Raw genomic sequence first — 18108 nt, forward strand, 5'->3', positions numbered from 1 at the left:
TCTCCTGTGAAGATCTTTTGTAAGTTTACGGTCGGATCAGTGCGGATCAGGCTGCAACAATGCCCAGAATGTCGCTTTCCTTCATGATCAGCAGCTCTTCGCCGTCGATCTTCACTTCCGTGCCGGACCACTTGCCGAACAGAACGCGGTCACCGGCCTTGACATCAAGCGCCACAATCTGACCCTGCTCGTTGCGCGCACCCGCGCCAACAGCAACCACTTCGCCTTCCATAGGCTTTTCTTTGGCCGTGTCGGGGATGATGATGCCACCGGCGGTCTTCTGTTCGCCTTCAAGGCGCCGTACAACTACCCGGTCGTGTAAGGGACGAAACTTCGTCATTATGGATCACTCCACATTCATTTGCTGTGATGACGCCCTTTGTCAGAAAGCAGCGCCACCCGTTTGAACCGCGCGTAACATAACGCCGCGTCGCGTTAGCACTCCACCATCAGGAGTGCCAAGGCAGAAAGTAGGTACGCCCCAGAGGGGAGTCAAGGAATGGGGTAAAGTTTCTTTTTGTTTTAACGTCATTCCAGACAAGGAGATTGAACATGGGACAGATACGCACATTGGAAGCCGCCGATGGCCACCAGTTTACCGCGTGGGAGACCGAGCGCGGCACACACCCCTACGCTCTGGTGGTGTTGCAGGAAATTTTTGGCGTAAACCACCACATCCGCACGGTATGCGAGCGGTTTGCCCAGGCGGGTTTTCACGTGATTGCCCCCGCGTTGTTTGACCGCGCAGAACGTGGCGTGGAACTGGAATACACAACAGATGGCGTGCAGAAGGGCCTTGCCCTGCGTGCGCAGATACCCACCGCCAAAACTCTGCTGGACGTACAGGCCGCAGCCCGTGCGCTGAAGGTCCGCAAGGTCGGGGTGATCGGGTATTGTTGGGGTGGCACTCTGGCGTGGGATGCGGCAACGGGCACGGATGATTTTGCCGCGGCCGTAAGCTGGTACGGCGGGGGCATAGCCGCCCATAGGGAGGAGACTCCACGCTGCCCCGTGCAATTACATTTTGGTGAGCGAGATACGAGTATTCCCCATGCCGACATAGCCGCCATCCGGGCTGCTCAGCCCAACGTTGAACTTTATGTTTATGACGATGCAGAACACGGTTTTGGCTGTGAGGAGCGCGCATCTTACAATGCGCAGGCCTTTGTACAGGCACAGGAACGCAGCCTTGCCTTCCTCAAAAGTACGCTCAATCCGTAAGGTGTCCGGGCGAAAGGAATTGGGGTGCGGGTTGAATTGTGATTGACAAGCGCCCCCGGTCGTGGGGGAGAATGTCATCTCTCCTCGCGGCACGTCGTGTGCAGGAGGAGTAACTGGCCGAAATAAGGATGACTTCGCTCATGTCGACAGGTACCGTTAAATGGTTCAACGCCACCAAAGGGTTTGGTTTTATTGCCCCCGATGATGGAGGGAAAGACGTGTTTGTGCATATTACCGCTGTACAGGCAGCCGGTCTGCGCGCGTTGAATGATGGACAGAAACTGTCCTACGACATGGTGGAGGAACGCGGCAAGCAGGCGGCCACCAACCTTAAGCCGCTCTAATCAGGCGGTCTGGGGCGGGCTGGTCAGTTTTGTCCGGCCTGCTCCGCCAGAAAAGCGGTGATCTGGCGTGCCGTTTGTGCAAGGCCACACCGCTCGACGGCAACCCCGTTGGGGAAGGCGCTTAAAAGCCTTGTGGGTGTGCGCCGGTCCAGCAGGACAAACACCCCACGGTCTGACTGCCGGCGAATCAGCCGCCCAAAGGCCTGCCGTAGCCTAAGCCGGGCTATGCGGTCATCAAACCCTTTTGGGTCTCCACCAGACAAATGAATCCGCCGCTCACGGTGCAGAATATCTGGCCGGGGCCAAGGCACGCGCTCAAACACAACCAGACGCAGGGCATTGCCCGGAACATCCACCCCATCCCGCATGGCATCCGTGCCGAGCAGGCAGGCATGTTCCTCGGTCCGGAAAATATCAACCAGCGTGTTGTTGTCCATGGCATCCACATGCTGGGCGTAAATGGGCAGGCCTTCTTCCTCCAGCGTGGGGGCTATGCGGTCATACACACCGCGCAGGCGGGAGATGGCGGTAAACAGACCAAGCCCGCCGCCGCCAGAGGACTGGAAAAGAGTACGAAACGCGGCAGACAGGTCCACAAGGCTGTTATTGTCCACGTCCGTTACAATAAAGGCGCGGGTCTGGCGGGCATAATCAAACGGACTGGCCAGACTGGCCCGCAGGGCAGGGGAGGGGAAATGATTGGCCCCGGTGCGGGCTTCGGCAGCCTCCCACGCGGTTTCAGCCTCGTCACTCTCGGTTCCACCGCCTTGCTGGTCACGTAGGGTGGCGGATGTCATGAGCATACCTTGCGCGGGCATGGCCATAATGCCCGCAAAGGGAATGGTCGGGTCCAGCCAGTGGCGGTAAAGCCCCACGTCCTGTTCGTTCATGCGCTGCTTGTCGCGCCGTTCAAGGCGAATGAAGTGGATATGCGCAGGTGTGCTGCCCGGCTCTGGTGGCTGGTCCAGTGCGGCCAGCATGGTAATCCATGCATCCAGCCGGGATATGGCGCGGCGGCGCAGGGCGCGGGTCATGGCCTCTATGCGGCCACGGGTTGTGGTGTCCAGCGTGTCTGCATCTTCTTCCAGCCGGGCTTGCAGGCGTTCGCTTAGTGTGCGCAGGGGCTCTACAATCCGGCTGAGCGTGCGGGCCAGTTGCTGGCCTGCCTCGGCCATGTCGGGCACAAGCGGGTGCAGGTCGCATTCCATGGCTGTGTGGATGGACTGTTTGCCCCCCTCGGCCGCACGGGCCATGGCCTGCTGGCGCAACAGGCGCAAAAAGGCTTCTGTCGGGTTTTCCATAATCGGCTGGTCTGCCGGAGGTTCGGGCGGGAACAGGGTATTCAGTTCCATGGGCTCCGGGGGCGGGGGTGTGTTTGCCGCCTCTGGCGCCAGACGTGTGGACCAGCCCGGTGCCGGTAGGGCCGTGGCCGCCAGCAAGGCGGCATCCAGCGGGTTTTCAAGCTTGGGGTGGCCGACAACCAGATCATCCAGCCTGCGCTTGAGCCCCCTTGCGCGTGAGCGTCGGCCTTCCGCCCCCAGCAGCCAGCGCCGCAGTTCGGCCGTTTCCAACCCCGAAAGCTCGGCGGAAAAAGCACTGTCTGCCGCATCGGCCAGATGGTGGCCTTCATCAAACACATAGCGTGTGGGAATGTTACCCTGTTCGCCTGCCTCGTCATCATCACTCATGCCCGCCTGAGCGTAGGCGGCCTGTGTCATGACCAGAGCGTGGTTGGCAATGACCAGTGCGGCATCGTGCGCACGGCGTATGGAGTGTTCAACAAAGCAGCGCTGATAATGCGCGCAGGCTCCGTGGATGCACTCCCCCCTGCGGTCAGCGACACCGGCAAGGTTGCCGTGGCCGAACAGGTCCCCAAACCAGCCGGGTAGGTCCCCGCCAAACAGGTCTCCGTCTGCTGTGGCCATGGCCCAGCGTGCGAGCATACACAGGGCAATGGTAATGCCTGCGGGGCGGGAGGCTGCAGAGTTGACGGCTTCCTCCATGTTCAGCAGGCACAGGTAGTTTTCACGCCCTTTGCGCAGCACCACCTTCTGGCGGTGTGTTGTGGGGTCGGGGTAGAGGCGTTTTGTTTCCTGCTCGATCTGGCGTTGCAGGTGGCGTGTATAGGTGCTGAGCCACACCGCACCGTCGTTCCGCTCTGCCCACAGGCTGGCCGGGGCTATGTAGCCCAGTGTTTTGCCGGTGCCTGTTCCGGCTTCGGCCAGCACAATGGCGGGATCACCGCGCATGGTGCGGGGGGCAAATGCCTCGGTTGAGACACTGGCAAAATCTGCCTGCCCGGACCGGACCTCAGCATCGCTCCCCAGAATGTTGACCAGCCGCTCCCGCGCTTCCGCCGGGCTGATGGGGTGGGAGGCAGGAGGAGGGCGTTGCGCGCTTTCCTCCCATTTGGGCAGGTGCCGCCATACACGCAGGGCATCTGCCGGCTGGGTGGCTTCTTCCGCCAGCCTGCCGTTGTTGGTGAGCCGGCTGTGCAGGTCTATGGTTTCCGCCACAGTGCCGGTCCATATCCAGCCAGCCTGCCCCAGCCGGACCGTAAAGGCCGCCAGAAGTTCAATCTGCCCGCTTCTGGCCTGCCGTGCCAGCTCACCTAGCAGGATGGACAAAAGGTTGGGCAGCAGGTCTGCTTCTGCCCGGTCAATATTCTGCTCGTCCAGCCCAAGGGCCAGAGCAAGGCCGCGGGGGGTGGGGGCCACCGGGCGGGCGGGATACACGAATGTAAAAAGTTCCAGCAGGTCCAGCCAGGGGGAGGGCTGGCCTGTGGGGGGGAGGTCCAGCTTACGGGCCAGTGCCGGGGCATGCACCACCAGTGGGCACGGCATGGCGTGCAGTCGCTCGCGTACCTCGGCGGCACTCAGGCTGAGCAGTTCGCCATCTTCTGTCAGGAGCGAAAACCGCCCCTGATGGGGAACAAGGGCTGGGGCTTCGTGGGCAGAGGGGAAGGATGGCTGCATGGTTTACTTTACATGAGCTATTCTTGCGGCAAATGCCAGAGCCGAGCCGTAATGGTGTGGGTCAGGAACTCTTGCGCCGGAAAATGACCGAGTGGGCTGGCGTACGGCTTTTCATGGTTTTGTGCAGGGTAAAGCCGTAGCGTTCAAAAATCAGGCAGAGATTGCGGTGGTTGAAAAACTGCAAATGTTCGGGCGGGCAAATATCCGTCCAGGAGGGAAGGTCCTGTGGCACGGCAGGGTGCCCTATATCTGGGGCCGAAATATAGACAAAGCCATTGGGGCGGGTAATTGCGGCCAGTGTCTGCATAAACTCGTTTGGCCCGGCCACATGCTCCAGCACCTCGGAGCTGAATACAAAGTCAAACGTCAGGCCACGCTGGCGGAAGGTGGTTGAATCTTCGCAGTAGAATGTGGCCTGCGGGAAGTGGCGCTTGGCGTAGGCAATGCTGTTCTGGCTGATGTCCAGACCCGCAGCGCGCGCACCCAGCCTGCTGAATGCCTCGGCCATAAAGCCGCCGCCACACCCAAAATCCAGAACATCCTTGCGCCAGACATAAGGCAGGAACTGGAGGCTCCGCCACAACGCACGCCAGCGGCGGCTGGAAGCCTTGGGATAAAAGTTGGCCGATGCACCGCGATACGTCGTTTCGTAAAACGCACGGAGTGTGGCGGCATCCGGGTAGGGATGCACGAACAGAAAATCACAGTCGGGGCAGCGGAACAGGTCGTAGCCATTTTTGCTGAATGCAAAAGCGGCCCCCTGTGCGCGGCAAAGTGGGCATTCTGTTGGGATATGGGCGGATGCCAAACCGGACTCTGGACCCGCCGAGATTGTGTGGGGAGGTAAATGCGTAGTCATGCAGTGTTACTCTCCCCAGCTCAGGTGCGGTCCGGAGGCTGGTCGGCGGGGTGTTATTCCGGGTTTTTCAGGCTGTCGGCAACAATGTCGAGCAGCTTGCCGTGCATGTTGCCATTGCCAGCAACAATCATCACATCGTCGGGCAGGTCATCCAGTTCCGTGCCGTCGGGGGCTGTAACCTGACCGCCCGCTTCACGCACGATCAGAATACCTGCGGCACAATCCCACGGCTTGATGCCGAATTCCCAATACCCTTCGTAACGGCCTGCCGCGACCCATGCGAGGTCCAGCGAAGCCGCGCCAAAGCGGCGCACGCCAGCCACGCGGGGCATAAGGTTGCCCAGCACGCGTGCAAAAGGCAGGCGCTGGCGGGCAGGCACCTTGGCAAAGGGAATGCCTGTGGCAAACAGGGATTCGGGCATTTCCCGTCGGGCGGACACACGAATGCGCCGCTCGTTCAGGAATGCGCCATTCCCCTTTTCGGCCCAGAACATTTCACCCGCTGCGGGGTTGTAGATCAGGGCCGCGGCCAGTTCCACCTTGCCATCGGGCAGGCGGCGCTGGAGACCAATGGAAATGGCCCAGTGCGGAATGCCGTGCAGGAAGTTGGAGGTGCCGTCGAGCGGGTCAACAATCCAGCGCCATGTCCAGTTATCGCTACCCGATTCCCCGGATTCTTCCATAAGGAAGGCATAGCCCGGACGGGCCCGTTCCAGTTCTTCGCGCAGGGTCTGTTCTGCACGGAGGTCCGCCTGGGAAACAAAGTCACCCGGCCCCTTGATGCTTACCTGAAGCTGCTCGACTTCGTTAAAATCGCGCAGGAGACGCTTGGCCGCCTTCTGGGCTGCGGTTTGCATCACCATCATGACGGGGGAGAGACGCATGGCCACTGTAATTAAGTCCTGCTCTGGAGAGAAAAAAACTGAAAAAATCAGTCCTTGGCGCGTTCGACGTAAGACCCGTCTTCCGTGCGGACCACAATGCGTTCACCCGCTTCAATAAACGGCGGGACCATGGTTTTGACACCATTGGACAGCATGGCGGGCTTGTAGGAGGAGCTGGCAGTCTGGCCTTTGACAACCGGATCAGCTTCAACCACTTCCAGCGTAACATGCGGGGGCAGGTCAATGCCAACCGGGTCCCCTTCAACCAGATGCAGGTTGATGGTCATGTTGTCCTGAATGAAGGGAGCCTGATCGCCCAGCAGATCGGTGGGGACGGAAAGCTGCTCAAAGGTTTCGGGGTCCATCAGAACCAGCAGTTCGCCATCTGTATAGGAATACAGATATTCACGGTCTTCGGTCATCAGCCGTTCGACCGTATCAGCCGTGCGCCAGCGTTCGTTGGTTTTGTTGCCGGTCTTGAGGTCGCGCATTTCAACCTGAATGAACGCACCGCCCTTACCCGGGGTAATAATCTGCTGTTTTAAGACCGTCCAGCGACGGCCATCATGCTCAATCACCTGACCGGCGCGGATCAGGTTTGCCTGCTGTTTCATACTTGGTTCCTGAGAGGAATGGCTATTCTGTTTGGGGCTTGTACAGTTCCAAGGCAGGAAGGGCAAGCGCTACGCGGTGAACTCCCCCGCTTTGTCCCGCTGGACAGAACCGTTGCATCCTGTTTATAAGGCTGCACCTGAACAGGTTAAGGAAGGGTGGCCGAGCGGTTTAAGGCACCGGTCTTGAAAACCGGCGTGCGTGAGAGCGTACCGTGGGTTCGAATCCCACCCCTTCCGCCATGACAGCAAATACCCGGTAGCTGTTTTGCTCAGTCTGTGGTTTTCTTGTGCCGAATGCTAAAATTACTTCCAGAGATGGCTCCCGGGGGGCGTTTGTTATGGGAGTGGTAAAGCGCGATGAAAATCAAACAATCCTTGACTATTGTTTTTTTCAACGGGTTAGATGAATTTCTCTAAGCGGAAAAATGAGGTTTAGAGTTCTGTAATTTATGCTGTTAAACCTATTGAAAATTCAACATACACCAATTCAGTCCGAGCTTGTTCCTATAAAAACCAAAGAAAAATTATTTCTTACAAATAAAAAAGAAAAATCCCAAAAAACAGGATAGTATGGATGGCCATCCTTGATGCAAAAAGAGTAATTTTCTGTAGATGAAGAAATTATTTTGGTTAGTGAGATTGTTAGGTCCCTAAGCAATGATTTGAATTTATGTGAGTTTATATTCTCTTTTGAAGGGCCTGATCCTTCGTCTCCAGCGTACATTAAAGATGACATGACCGTATGTAAAATTTCCTGTTTTTCTACGGAATGCATTTCATAAAAAGAGACATTGCTGTTTAGAGCCTTACATATAATATCTTCATTAGTGAGTGATTTTTTATGCTGTGACGTAAAAACTCCGAGAGATACAGAGTAATTGAGAGAATTTTCGTGTAATGTTTCCGCAATTTCATTAAGTAATTCTTGTTTCATTTTTAATTATCCAATTACATGAAGTGGTATTTTATAAAAAACGGCCACTTCAGGCTGGAGTGCGTTCTGTTACAAACCGCACGCCAAGCCCCATGAAGGTTATTCCGGCACAGCGGTCAATCCAGCGCCGATTCTTCAGAAAAATTGCTGAAACGCGATCAAGGCTCAAAAGCATTGCAACGCATGCGAACCAGGCAATCGCGATCATGAACATGGAGGCAACACAGGCCAGCCCCAGATAGATGGGGGCATGTTGTGGCATTGAGGCAGCAAACAGGCTGGACGTAAAAATGGGTGCCTTTGGGTTAGCCAGATTGGTGAGCAGGCCAGCAAAAAAGCTGTTGGAGCGTTGTTCCGCATGCGGTGTGGTTGCGTCTGCAGTTGCTTCCTTTTTCCAGCTGTTGATCAACAGCTTTGCACCAATGGTTATCAGGTAAAGCCCGCCACCGATTTTAAGCGTGAGATACAGCCATGGGGCGGCAATAAAGAGTGTGCGAATACCAAAAAAACCCGCAATGCCCCAAGCGGCTACGCCTGTTGCAATCCCAAGGGTTGCCTGTAGGGCAACGGCTCGCCCCTTCATGACCGCCAGACGTGTGACGAGCATAAAGTCCAGCCCCGGTACCATCATGGCGATTAACCAGAAGGCGGAGATTGCGGTAATGACGGATAAATCCTGTGTCAGATTCATAAGAATATATTTTCTCAAAAATTAAAAGACGTAACTATACTTTTCCGTATTGTTCTTATTTTTATGCCACATCTTGCGCAATAAAAAACAGGTGATCTGCCGGTTTTTCTGTCATGCTGTCTCTGAAGCATCTGCCTTGGTAAGGCGGCGGGTTATGCGATGGTATGCGCAATACCCGTAGTGACCCCAAACCAAATATCTTTTGGACGAGCAGGTTACTAACCGCCCAAAAGAGCGCTTAGTCTGTTCGCCGTTGCTCTGTAGCAAGGCAGCCATGCCGCATGCATTTGCGGTGCTGGAATTCTCCGCTACCATCCCATGACCGCTGGCGCTGCCATGGTCCCCATTTATGCCCGAGAATGCGGCAGATCATGCTTGTTGCAAACCATCTCATGGGTTTTTCTTAACCGCTTTTTTCGTGAAAAGTCCAGAGAGTCAGCTTTTCCATTCCCCGCCTGTTTGCGTGCGCAGTTTGCGCTGTGGTTATTGTCCGCTCAGGGGCGGGCTCATCTGATCTACGGTTTCCAGAGCATTCCGTATGCTCTGGAGGTCGGTATCGGCTGGGGCGTCTGTTTTCTTCTGGTGGTGCCTGTTTGCGGGTAGCAGTGCTTTAATCTGTGCTGCTAACCCCCGTACCGATTGTGCAAAGTCCTGATCTTCGCTGTTTTTTGTGTTTGTTGCGTTGGTGGGTGAGGTCTCGGCCGGTGCGCTATCCGGCGTGGTGCTGCTTTGGTCCGTAGCGGCATTGGTCTGTTGTGTTTGCGTGGTCGCGTTGTTTTGCTCAGGGGCATCCTGTGTGTTGGACGGTTCTTGCGCTGTGCCTTGTGGGGTTGCCAGCAAGGCATTGCCCATGGCGGCAGCGCTGCCGCCACTTTGCGTATATTGGGCAACGGCAGCAGCCAGTTGCCGTGCAAGCTGTGCCAGAGCCTGCGCCAGTGCTTTGGGCGACATGAATGCTTTAAACTGCATCAGCAGGCGTATCTGCGCCTTGAGAATATTAACCTGATCTTCTGCCTGCTTTTTGGCGGAAGCGTGGCTTGATTTGGCAAGCTGATCCAGCCTGCTCAGTGCCTCCTGTGCGGAGGCGAGATACGCGCTGGTGGCAGAGGATGAGTTTGCTAAAAAATCAATGCCAGCCTGAGATAATGTTATTTGCACAGGGTCTTCTACGCCCGACTGCCCTGCCGTGCTGGTGGGGGTAGCGTCTGCGGCGGTGGTGGAGACTGCACTGCTCGTGTTGAGTGCCGCATTGTAGGACCCAGCCGTGTAGGAGAAGCCCATATGAGCAGTCTGGGCTGTGTTGAGAGTTGTCATGGAAAGGTCCTGCCATACGTCAATGTCGTACAGCATGGGCAGAAGGGATTATTAAAAAGTTAAAAGCGTTGGGTGAAGTTGGCAGGGGAGTTCGGGCAACGGTCACGTTGTTCTGGCTGGGGGCGTGATTGCAGGAATATGGTGGTGGTTATCGTACTGGTTTTTCTTGCCAGCACATTCACGGGTCTTTCCTGTTGAGGGACAGAATAATGTTGAGCGCTATGGCGCTCAGGCAGCCCGTAACAACGGGAGATTGCAGGATGGGTTGAGCCCACTGGGGCATGAAAATAAAAAAATCCGGCTTGAGCACAATAGTCATGGCCAGAACAATACTGACCGAAGCAACAATAAAAGGTCTGTTCCCCGGCTGTAGTTTTTGCGTGCCCAATATCTGTATGCCAACCATCATCAACGTGCCAAAAATCATCAGCCCCGCACCTCCTGCAACGGCAGGGGGAATGGCCGCAACTGCTGTTGCCAGAAAGGGGGAAAGTCCCAGACCAAACAGCAAAGCTCCGGCCAGAGCCACAATCCAACGGCTACGCACCCCTGTAATGCCCAGCAGGGCCACGTTTTCAGAAAAAGCGGTATAGGGGAACGACCCCATAATCCCGCCCAGAAGCGTTGCCACCCCATCGGCCCGCAACAGCCTGCTGATCAAGCCCGGCGTAGCAGGGCGTCCGGTCATGGTGCCGACAACAACTGCATCGCCAATAGATTCAACCCATGTAATGGCAACAATAACGATCATGCTCAGTGAGGGCATGATATGAAAAATCGGCCACCCTAGCGGGAAGGGCGGCACAGGTGCCAGCAGTGGGGGCATGTTGCCCAGATGTGGTGTTATCTGGCCCATGGCAAAGGCCACAGCCAGCCCCACACTCACGCCAATAATAACCGCAAGGTTTTTAAATACACTATGCCCTGCAATGGATAAACCAATTGCGCAGGCAAAGACGCTCATGGCGACAAGCATGTTTTTTCCCGCCTGTAAGCCTGTGCCCGCGGCTATTTCGTTCACCGCCACAGGCAGGAGGCTAAGCCCCATAATGGTCAGGGCGGTGCCAACCACAAGGGGAGGGAAAAGGCGCATGACGTACCGCCCCAGAGGGGCTGCAAGGATAGCGGTCAAACCTGCAATAATCACCGCGCCATAAACCGTGCGCAGGCCTTCGTTTTGCTGGCTGTGAGCAAAAGCGGGGGAGGAGGCAATGCCCACCACGCAGGACACCGTTGCAAACGAGACGCCCTGCATAAGGGGGAGGCGTGCGCCCAGCCAGCGTGTGCCAATTGTTTGCAGCAGAGTTGCAATACCGCTGGTGAGCAGGTCCGCCTGAATCAGAATTGCCGTTTGTGCCGCAGGTAATGCCAGCACACGCCCGATAACAAGGGGGACCGTAATAGCCCCCATATACATGACCATAACGTGCTGCACGGCCAAAGGCAGCATACGTGTGATGGGCAGAACCTCATCCACGCCGGTTGGGGCAGGGTGTTGGGGCTTCTGGGGTGTGGTGGCGTGGGGCATGTTTTTACCAGAACCCTTCATGCACATGGGCAATTCTGGCTTCCATGTCCTGCACCGGGCCAACCACCACCACCTTGCGTTGTCCTGCGTTCAATACTTGTGTGCAGGGCATGTCCATGGTCAGGTTTTCGGGGTTGTTCCCTGTCAGGCTGGCCAGACGTTTTTCGGTCATGCCGTAAACAAGCCGCCCGATCCCGGCCCAGTACAGGCCGCCTGCGCACATGCAGCATGGCTCCACGGATGTGACCAGCGTGCAGGTGGACAGGGCCTCTGCCGTAAACAGGCTTGCTGCCTTGCGGGCCACGTTCAGTTCCGCATGGCCGGTGCCACGGTCCGTGGCGGCGGTATTCCCTGATTCCAGCAGGATTTTTCCATCAGCCGTGGCCAGCAGGGCACCAAACGGATGGTTGCCGGTTTTACGGCTTTCTTCTGAAATCTGTATGGTTCTTTCAAGCAATGCCCGGTCTGTGGCGGTCAGGTCGGGTGGCAGTAAGGTATTTTTTGGCAAGGGCGCGCTCCCTTAAAAACGTGGCAAGGAAGCCTGAACATTAGACATTGTCTTTTTGTTATTGTAGCGCAATGAGTTGTTAACGGTGTTCTGATTTTTTATACACAAGGGGGAAACAGGAAGAATGTCCGCCTTCTCGCGCGAGTTGCTCTCTTTTGTGGAAATCAGCCGCCACAACTCGGTCCGTCGGGCCGCAGAAGTGCTGAATGTTGCGCCCTCCGCGCTCATCCGGCAAATGCAAATGCTCGAACGCGCCTTTGGGGCCCCGTTAATGGCCCGCACGCCCCAAGGCTCCAGCTTGACCGATGCCGGTAAAAAACTGCTCGAACAGGCAACACGCTGGATTGATGCGGAGCGTGAACTGCGTGCCGTTATCTCGCGCCCCAATGCCACAGGCATGCGCGTGGGTATTATGGAATGCCTGCTACCATTTGTTATGGCCCAACCGGAACTGCGTACCGGCACACTGATCCTGAAAATTATTGTGTCGGATACCAGCACCCTTTTGCAACAGCTCCGCTCGGGGGAGCTTGATGTGGTTATTGCCTTTAACGTGCTGGATGATCCGGACATCCATATTCATAAAAAGCGTGAATATGACATTGGTTTGATCACGGCCCCGGGGTTCGCTCCTGCTGGGGGCACGGAGGCCGATCTATTATCCGCTTGTGCAGATTTGCCTTTGTGCCTGCCAGATGGCTCGCTTTCCATCTGGCCAAGGCTGGAGGGCGCGTTTACGCGCATGCGTGTGCAACCCAGAGTAATGATGGATACAAATTCGGTCCGGCTTATCCGTGATTACATAAAGCAAGGTGAGTGCATGGGTTTTCTGACATGGCTGGATGTTGTGCAGGATGTGTCATCGGGGGATTTATCGTTCCATGCTCTGGATAACCTGCGGTTGAACGAAACATTGTGCCTGTGCACGCGGCATGTGGCGGGGGAGGTTATGCCTGTCATGGCAACCCTTGCACGCATGTTTGATGCACTGCCGCAAACGGGCACGCTCATGCCCGGCTGAGCGGGAAGCCCCTTATGGTATGCGTCATGCGGGCTTGTGCCGGTTTTGCGGGGTGCATACATGCTTTGTGCGCCAGTGGGGCCCTGCGGTTAGGTAGGTCATGGCCGGGTATGGTAGTATCAGCAGCCATGTGCCCATGGGGCAGGAATATGGAAGGCACGGACCATGCGTAAACAGCTTATAAGTCTTGTTCTGGGCGGTGTGCTTGCCGTGTGCTCGGTTCCTGCCATGGCGCAGGATAATGAGGAGGACGGGGACTATAAGGCGTTGATGCAGAAGACGACCAATAACGCCAACGGGATTTGTATAGATTACCTCAACTCCGAGCATGAAGATTATTCAGGCGATAAAATGAGTGAGTCCCGCCCGCCGGATGAGGTTACAAAAGGCCTGTCCAAAGCCATAAGGGACGAATGCCAGAAACACCCCAAGGAGCGGGTGGGCAAGGCCGTTACCAATGTTAAAACAGCCTATGCGCACGAACTTGCGCAAATTATTAAAAAAATGAAAATCAATGATGACCCGATTAACACCAATGGCGGGTCATAACTCCTCCCATTTGTGGGGGAATACCCCCCCTGACCAGAATGGCGCAGGAGGGGAGGGGCCGTCAGATGTGCGAGAAGATGGCTTTTTCAGGCAGGCGGGATTTGGGGAGCTTGGCATTGAAGTCAGCATCCGAATGGTAGCCAAGAGCCACAATAACGGCTGGTGACAGGTCTTTTTCCGCTAGACCCAGTTCTTTGCTCAGAATGGCAGCATCAAAGCCTTCCATCGGGGTGGCGTCCACGCCAAGGAGTGCCGCAGACAAAAGCAGAAAACCCTGAGCAATATAGGTCTGTTTTTGTGTCCATGTGGCAACATCCCCGGCCTGTTCATGCAACCCTACAAACCCGGAGCGCCCTTTGTGCGCCAGCGCGCGGGCATCTGCATCGGCGTAGCGGCCATCGGCCTGTTCCTGGTCTGCAAGGGTTTGCAGGTATTCTGGTGGCAGCGTGTTGCGCGCACTCAGCACAATAACGTGCGAGGCATTCAGAACCCGGGGGGCATTAAAGGCAAAGGTGCCGCTGGTGGATTTGGCAATACGGGCTTTGCCCTCGGCCGTATCGGCCACAAAAAAGTGCCATGGCTGGGAGTTAACGGAGGAGGGGCTGTAACGCAGGGCTTCCAGCAATTGTGCGACGACTGGGGCCGGTATCTTGCGCTCGCTGTCATATGCCTTGGTTGTATGGCGGTGTTTGAGAGTGTGCAGAAGGTCCATGATTCTGTCCTACGTTCCCCGGTATTATCCTGCGCATGCATGGCCCGCGGCGTGGCAACGGGTGCTGCCTTGCGCAGGGCGCTCTGGTGCGTCAGGCGGTATGTTGCTCCCACCTAGAGTGGGTCGGATCGCGCGGGAGATCAAGAGGGAGGGGGAGGTGCGTTCTGGCGTTGCTACATTTGTGCCAGCTTTCAGCCGACAACAATACGGTCCCGCCCGTCCTTTTTGGCCTGATACAGCGCGGCATCCGCCTTGCGGATAATGGCGGTTGTTTCCGTCGGTAAGGATTTGTCCCACATGGCCACACCGAACGACATGGTGGTTTTGCCCAGAACGCGGCCATTGTAATGCAATTCCAGCCGGGACAGGCTCGCCCGCAGGTTTTCCACCCGTTGGATAAGCGTGTTCAGCGGGTGGGAGGTTGTGATGATCAGGAACTCCTCCCCACCAAAGCGGCAAACAATGTCATTACTTCTGAAGGAGTTCTGGATTTCATTGGCAATGGTGCGCAGGACCATGTCCCCCGCATCATGCCCGAATTCATCGTTAATGTGCTTGAAATGGTCAATATCGGCCATAATCAGGCCCAGTGCAGTGTTGTTCCGGCTGGCGGTGGCAATTTCGGCGTTCAGGGTTTCTTCCATGTAACGGCGGTTGTACAGGCCGGTCAGCGGGTCATGGATTGTTTGTTCCAGCAGGTCTTTCTGCAGGTTCTGGTTGACCAGAGCAGAGGCAATGTTTTCCACCAGTGCAACAAGGCGGACGCGGTTTTCCTCCGCGACATGGCTTTGCAGGTACAAAAGCCCCACAACCTCGCCACTCGCAAACAGGGGTTCGCAATGATAAATGCTGACATTGCTATCCACATGCTGGCAGCTTACATCCCCGCCGGGGGTGTTGACGGAGTGGCTCTGCCCCAGCCGCAGCGCCCAGCAGGAGGAAGGATGTAACCCCTCGCAGCCAACAGGTGTGCTGCTGCCCCAGTGTGCAATACGCTCAAGCTGGTTTGTGGTGTGGTTATGTGTGTATAGCGCGCCGGGTATGCCGGGCAGCACGCGGGGCACAAAAGCGCAGATAATGGCCGAAAGTTCATCGCTGGTGCGGGCCGCTTGCAGGCGATGTGCCATTTCCCCCAGCAGTTCCATGGCCTCGTTGTTGCGTTTGAGTTCGGTATTGGCCTTGAGCAGTTTATAGTCGCTGGCTTCTTGCGCCTGCATGGCGGCGTCCAGGCGTTCGGCCATGGTGTTGTAGCCTTGGGCCAGCATATCAAATTCGGTACAGCCCATCTGGTCATCTACACGCACAGTGCGGTTGCCGTTCCCGAAGTCGGACATGGCCCGTACAATCTGGCTGACGGAACGGCGCATGCCGTTGAGCACAAAATACAGAAGCCCATTGACCAGCAGAACAATAATCAGGCACCCGCCGATAACCAGATTTCTGTTCCATGTGACATGCGCCCTTGCCGTGGCTTCCCGCGCAATGAGCAGTTCCTGCTCTGTCTGGCGGATTTCATCAGCTTTTTGGGCAATAATGGCCATGTTCACCCGGCCCTGACCAATAATAACCCGCGAGCGGGCCTCATCAAACCGGCCCTGCCGGGCCAGTGCGATCTGCTTGGTCAGGGTGTCCAGCCGTTCGTTGGTAGCAATTTGCAGGCTTTGTGCCCGTTCGTGCTGGATGGGGTTATCCTGCACCAGTTGTTCAAGCATGTTGACCTTGGCAAGGGCAGACGCAACGCGGTCGTCAAAATCTTTGGCAAAGGAGGGGTCCGTGGTCAGCAGGTAGCCGCGTTCCTCGGCCTGGGCCTCGCGCAGGTCGGACAGGGTTTCAGAGACAATTTCGGTAATTTTCTGCCTGTGGGCGTTCCATTCAAAGCTGGAGATCATGCTGTTGGAAGCGGAAAGCAGCAACCCGGAAAGACAGACCAGATTAACACTGACGATGGAGCCGACAAAGACGATCCGGGATGTAAGGGAATGGAGCAAAATAATCTCTTTTAATTCTAAGATTTTGCGCAAAATATAGAAGATATTTTGGTTTTTCAATTACGTTTTGGCAATTTTGCAAGAATGTCATGCAGTTATACGTCATGATTTCATTCATTATTGCAGATCAGATAAAGCAGATGCGTATAGATGTCTGCCGCACCGCCGCCTATGTGCGAAGGAGAGGGGGTAAAAGAGGGCTAATTGATATTGAGTTGCATATGCGGTATTGGGGCTGCATCGTCAGTCTCCCAGAGTTCCTAGGCTTATGCGGTCCAACGCGTTTACCCTGTCTCAACTCCTGATTTCCCAGCGTTCCGTGTTTGTCCGCATGGTCAAACAGATCGTGGGAAGCCGCCCGGAGGCCGAGGATGTGGTGCAGGGGTTGTGGATCAAGCTGCAGGGCGTGGAGGACGACCGCTCCATAGAAAACCCGCAACCCTATCTTGTTCGGCTTGCGCTTAATTCTGCCAAAACGCACAAGATGCGGCTGAAACGCCACGATCAGGCCAAGCAGGACGCGCAGGACCTGCTGCATGGCAGCCGGGAGAGTTTTTCCCCCGAGCGGGTAACAATGGGGCGCGAAGATATTGAGCATATGGATAACGTGATAAGGGCCTTGCCCGAACGCACACGCTATATTCTTTACTTGAACAGAATTCAGGGCGTGCCCCAGCAGCGCATTGCGGTGGAGCTGGGTATTTCCACCACATCGGTAGAGCGGCATATGCGCCGTGCGCTGGATATTATTGCCCTGAGCCGGGACGCCGGACCTTCCTGAGAGCTATTGTTCAGGAAAATGCAGCATTTTTATAAAACCATGCTGTCAATATATATTGGTATTAAGAAATAGGTCTGTTGCGTGTCCGCTCAAAGTTCTCAGTCTCCAGCACGAATCAAGGCCCGCGAATGGGTGATTGTGCTGGCGTCTGGCCATACGTCCCCCCAGAGCGTTGCTGCCGTAAAGGCATGGCTGGCCGAAGCGGAGGAGCACAGGCAGGCGTTTGATGCAGAGCGGCAGCTCTGGCAGGAACTACATCTGTTTGAACAGGTTCTGGCTCAGGCGGAACCCCAGCCCCAGTGCAGGCCCGTTCAGCCCCGAAGGGCATGGAAGCCCGCAAAACGCTGGGCGTTTGCGTTGCCTGTCATGGCCGCATTGGGAGTGGCACTGTTTTTTGCCCCCGATATTATGCTGCATCTGCGCGCGGATTACCTGACCCATGCGGGGGAGGTAACAACCTATACCCTGCCCGATGGCACCAGTCTGGCGCTGGATGCGCAATCTGCCGTTGCCCTGCATTTTTCCCCCACGGAACGCAGGGTGGAACTGCTGGCAGGCCGGTTGTGGGTGGATGTGCAACATCAGGATACAAGGCCCTTCCGGGTTGTGGCGGCCGATGGTGTTACGCAGGATGTGGGCACGGCTTTTTTTGTCGGGCAGGATAAAAACCGGGTGGATATTGCGGTTACTCAGGGCCGCGTGCTGGTGGGCAAGCAGGGTGCAGCCATGCAAACGGACCTGCAGGTAGGGCAGGCAGCGCATTACCTGCGTGGCGGCGCCGTCATGCGTGACCCCGCAGTGGACCCCGAAGATATAGCCGCTTGGCGGTATGGTGAACTGGTTATACGGAACCAGAGCGTGGCCGATGCCTTGCGGCTTATTGCGCGTTACCGCCGCGGGCCAACATGGGTCTGGGCCAATACCGCCGGAATGGACCGGGTGGATGCCGTGCTACGGAATGACCACCCGGATGATGCCATTTTATCCCTTATTAACGGGCGGGGGTTAAAGCTGACCCACCTGCCGGGCAACGGGTTGCTTATTACATCTGGCTCTCGCTGATTTTTTTTGCGTTCAGGGGGTGGGTAAATACGCCCGACGTGAGTCTTACCTCTGTATGCAGGGAGTTGCGAATGCATCTCACTGTCGGTTCTGGCTGTTCCTGCCATAGCCCGATGGTTGTTT

The 18108-nt window shown here is 56.3% G+C and carries 17 protein-coding genes, 1 tRNA gene and 2 pseudogenes; 8 read left to right on the forward strand and 12 right to left on the reverse strand.

The features are described 5' to 3' along the window. Positions 1 to 46 precede the first annotated feature (46 nt). Positions 47 to 340 carry a co-chaperone GroES gene (groES, locus tag GOB83_RS04785; protein WP_086645528.1) on the reverse strand — a complete coding sequence of 98 codons (294 nt, stop codon included), beginning with the start codon at positions 338 to 340 and terminating at the stop codon, positions 47 to 49. Positions 341 to 552: 212 nt separating this feature from the next. Between groES and GOB83_RS04790 the strand changes: the two genes are divergently transcribed. Continuing rightward, on the forward strand, positions 553 to 1221 hold the full coding sequence (locus GOB83_RS04790) for a dienelactone hydrolase family protein (protein ID WP_165925386.1): 669 nt from the start codon (positions 553 to 555) through the stop codon (positions 1219 to 1221). 140 nt (positions 1222 to 1361) lie between these two features. Then, entirely contained in the window at positions 1362 to 1565 is a 204-nt protein-coding gene (locus GOB83_RS04795; RefSeq protein ID WP_025827469.1) for a cold-shock protein, read from the forward strand. Positions 1566 to 1588: 23 nt separating this feature from the next. Here GOB83_RS04795 and GOB83_RS04800 read toward each other — a convergent pair whose 3' ends face one another. From GOB83_RS04800 to efp, 4 genes are all read right to left on the reverse strand, one after another. Continuing rightward, positions 1589 to 4540, reverse strand: a complete 2952-nt coding sequence (locus tag GOB83_RS04800) for an ATP-dependent DNA helicase (protein WP_165925387.1) — start codon at positions 4538 to 4540, stop codon at positions 1589 to 1591. Positions 4541 to 4601: 61 nt separating this feature from the next. Beyond that, the gene (locus GOB83_RS04805; protein ID WP_165925388.1) at positions 4602 to 5399 is read right to left on the reverse strand and encodes a class I SAM-dependent methyltransferase; all 798 of its coding nucleotides are present in this window, start codon (positions 5397 to 5399) and stop codon (positions 4602 to 4604) included. A gap of 53 nt (positions 5400 to 5452) precedes the next feature. After that, positions 5453 to 6283: an inositol monophosphatase family protein gene (locus tag GOB83_RS04810; protein ID WP_165925487.1), complete on the reverse strand. Its 831-nt coding sequence runs from the start codon at positions 6281 to 6283 to the stop codon at positions 5453 to 5455. 47 nt (positions 6284 to 6330) lie between these two features. Next, on the reverse strand, positions 6331 to 6897 hold the full coding sequence (efp, locus tag GOB83_RS04815) for an elongation factor P (protein WP_048853086.1): 567 nt from the start codon (positions 6895 to 6897) through the stop codon (positions 6331 to 6333). A 150-nt stretch (positions 6898 to 7047) separates the two neighbouring features. On the opposite strand from efp, the gene GOB83_RS04820 reads away from it, so the two are divergent. Next, positions 7048 to 7137: transfer RNA gene (locus tag GOB83_RS04820), tRNA-Ser, on the forward strand. A gap of 247 nt (positions 7138 to 7384) precedes the next feature. Here the strand turns inward: GOB83_RS04820 and GOB83_RS04825 are convergent. The 5 genes from GOB83_RS04825 to GOB83_RS04845 form a co-directional block, all read right to left on the reverse strand. Beyond that, entirely contained in the window at positions 7385 to 7831 is a 447-nt protein-coding gene (locus tag GOB83_RS04825; RefSeq protein ID WP_143296441.1) for a hypothetical protein, read from the reverse strand. Between the two features lie 49 nt (positions 7832 to 7880). Then, a complete protein-coding gene (locus tag GOB83_RS04830) occupies positions 7881 to 8522 on the reverse strand; it encodes a LysE family translocator (RefSeq protein ID WP_179290114.1) in 642 nt (213 codons plus the stop codon). 483 nt (positions 8523 to 9005) lie between these two features. After that, positions 9006 to 9836 carry a hypothetical protein gene (locus GOB83_RS04835; protein ID WP_165925389.1) on the reverse strand — a complete coding sequence of 277 codons (831 nt, stop codon included), beginning with the start codon at positions 9834 to 9836 and terminating at the stop codon, positions 9006 to 9008. Between the two features lie 178 nt (positions 9837 to 10014). Then, entirely contained in the window at positions 10015 to 11385 is a 1371-nt protein-coding gene (locus tag GOB83_RS04840; RefSeq protein WP_165925390.1) for a solute carrier family 23 protein, read from the reverse strand. Next, positions 11369 to 11872 carry a nucleoside deaminase gene (locus GOB83_RS04845; protein WP_242005733.1) on the reverse strand — a complete coding sequence of 168 codons (504 nt, stop codon included), beginning with the start codon at positions 11870 to 11872 and terminating at the stop codon, positions 11369 to 11371. The genes GOB83_RS04840 and GOB83_RS04845 overlap by 17 nt, the downstream gene beginning before the upstream one ends. 124 nt (positions 11873 to 11996) lie before the next feature. On the opposite strand from GOB83_RS04845, the gene GOB83_RS04850 reads away from it, so the two are divergent. Then, a complete protein-coding gene (locus GOB83_RS04850; RefSeq protein ID WP_165925391.1) occupies positions 11997 to 12893 on the forward strand; it encodes a LysR family transcriptional regulator in 897 nt (298 codons plus the stop codon). Positions 12894 to 13058: 165 nt separating this feature from the next. Beyond that, positions 13059 to 13442 carry a hypothetical protein gene (locus GOB83_RS04855; protein ID WP_233129042.1) on the forward strand — a complete coding sequence of 128 codons (384 nt, stop codon included), beginning with the start codon at positions 13059 to 13061 and terminating at the stop codon, positions 13440 to 13442. A gap of 61 nt (positions 13443 to 13503) precedes the next feature. On the opposite strand, the gene nfsB is transcribed toward GOB83_RS04855, so the two are convergent. Both nfsB and GOB83_RS04865 read right to left on the reverse strand, forming a co-directional pair. After that, positions 13504 to 14154 (reverse strand): oxygen-insensitive NAD(P)H nitroreductase, encoded by a 651-nt coding sequence (nfsB, locus tag GOB83_RS04860; protein WP_165925392.1) that lies wholly within the window; start codon positions 14152 to 14154, stop codon positions 13504 to 13506. A gap of 191 nt (positions 14155 to 14345) precedes the next feature. Continuing rightward, entirely contained in the window at positions 14346 to 16142 is a 1797-nt protein-coding gene (locus GOB83_RS04865; protein WP_165925393.1) for a diguanylate cyclase, read from the reverse strand. A gap of 268 nt (positions 16143 to 16410) precedes the next feature. Between GOB83_RS04865 and GOB83_RS04870 the strand changes: the two genes are divergently transcribed. The 3 genes and pseudogenes from GOB83_RS04870 to GOB83_RS15265 all read left to right on the forward strand — a co-directional run. Beyond that, positions 16411 to 16923: a sigma-70 family RNA polymerase sigma factor gene (locus tag GOB83_RS04870; protein WP_086645518.1), complete on the forward strand. Its 513-nt coding sequence runs from the start codon at positions 16411 to 16413 to the stop codon at positions 16921 to 16923. Between the two features lie 132 nt (positions 16924 to 17055). Further along, positions 17056 to 17142, forward strand: a pseudogene (locus GOB83_RS15260) (hypothetical protein); the annotation flags it as partial. A gap of 219 nt (positions 17143 to 17361) precedes the next feature. Further along, positions 17362 to 17985: pseudogene (locus GOB83_RS15265) on the forward strand (FecR family protein); the annotation flags it as partial. Positions 17986 to 18108 lie beyond the last annotated feature (123 nt).

This window comes from Acetobacter fabarum, from assembly GCF_011516925.1.
GTDB classification, from domain to species: Bacteria; Pseudomonadota; Alphaproteobacteria; order Acetobacterales; family Acetobacteraceae; genus Acetobacter; species Acetobacter fabarum.

Coding starts and splice junctions, on each gene's coding strand:
- groES (WP_086645528.1), bottom strand. CDS start 340: ATGACGAAGTTTCGTCCCTTACACGACCGGGTAGTTGTACGGCGCCTT.
- GOB83_RS04790 (WP_165925386.1), top strand. CDS start 553: ATGGGACAGATACGCACATTGGAAGCCGCCGATGGCCACCAGTTTACC.
- GOB83_RS04795 (WP_025827469.1), top strand. CDS start 1,362: ATGTCGACAGGTACCGTTAAATGGTTCAACGCCACCAAAGGGTTTGGT.
- GOB83_RS04800 (WP_165925387.1), bottom strand. CDS start 4,540: ATGCAGCCATCCTTCCCCTCTGCCCACGAAGCCCCAGCCCTTGTTCCC.
- GOB83_RS04805 (WP_165925388.1), bottom strand. CDS start 5,399: ATGACTACGCATTTACCTCCCCACACAATCTCGGCGGGTCCAGAGTCC.
- GOB83_RS04810 (WP_165925487.1), bottom strand. CDS start 6,283: ATGCGTCTCTCCCCCGTCATGATGGTGATGCAAACCGCAGCCCAGAAG.
- efp (WP_048853086.1), bottom strand. CDS start 6,897: ATGAAACAGCAGGCAAACCTGATCCGCGCCGGTCAGGTGATTGAGCAT.
- GOB83_RS04825 (WP_143296441.1), bottom strand. CDS start 7,831: ATGAAACAAGAATTACTTAATGAAATTGCGGAAACATTACACGAAAAT.
- GOB83_RS04830 (WP_179290114.1), bottom strand. CDS start 8,522: ATGAATCTGACACAGGATTTATCCGTCATTACCGCAATCTCCGCCTTC.
- GOB83_RS04835 (WP_165925389.1), bottom strand. CDS start 9,836: ATGACAACTCTCAACACAGCCCAGACTGCTCATATGGGCTTCTCCTAC.
- GOB83_RS04840 (WP_165925390.1), bottom strand. CDS start 11,385: ATGAAGGGTTCTGGTAAAAACATGCCCCACGCCACCACACCCCAGAAG.
- GOB83_RS04850 (WP_165925391.1), top strand. CDS start 11,997: ATGTCCGCCTTCTCGCGCGAGTTGCTCTCTTTTGTGGAAATCAGCCGC.
- GOB83_RS04855 (WP_233129042.1), top strand. CDS start 13,059: ATGCGTAAACAGCTTATAAGTCTTGTTCTGGGCGGTGTGCTTGCCGTG.
- nfsB (WP_165925392.1), bottom strand. CDS start 14,154: ATGGACCTTCTGCACACTCTCAAACACCGCCATACAACCAAGGCATAT.
- GOB83_RS04870 (WP_086645518.1), top strand. CDS start 16,411: ATGCGGTCCAACGCGTTTACCCTGTCTCAACTCCTGATTTCCCAGCGT.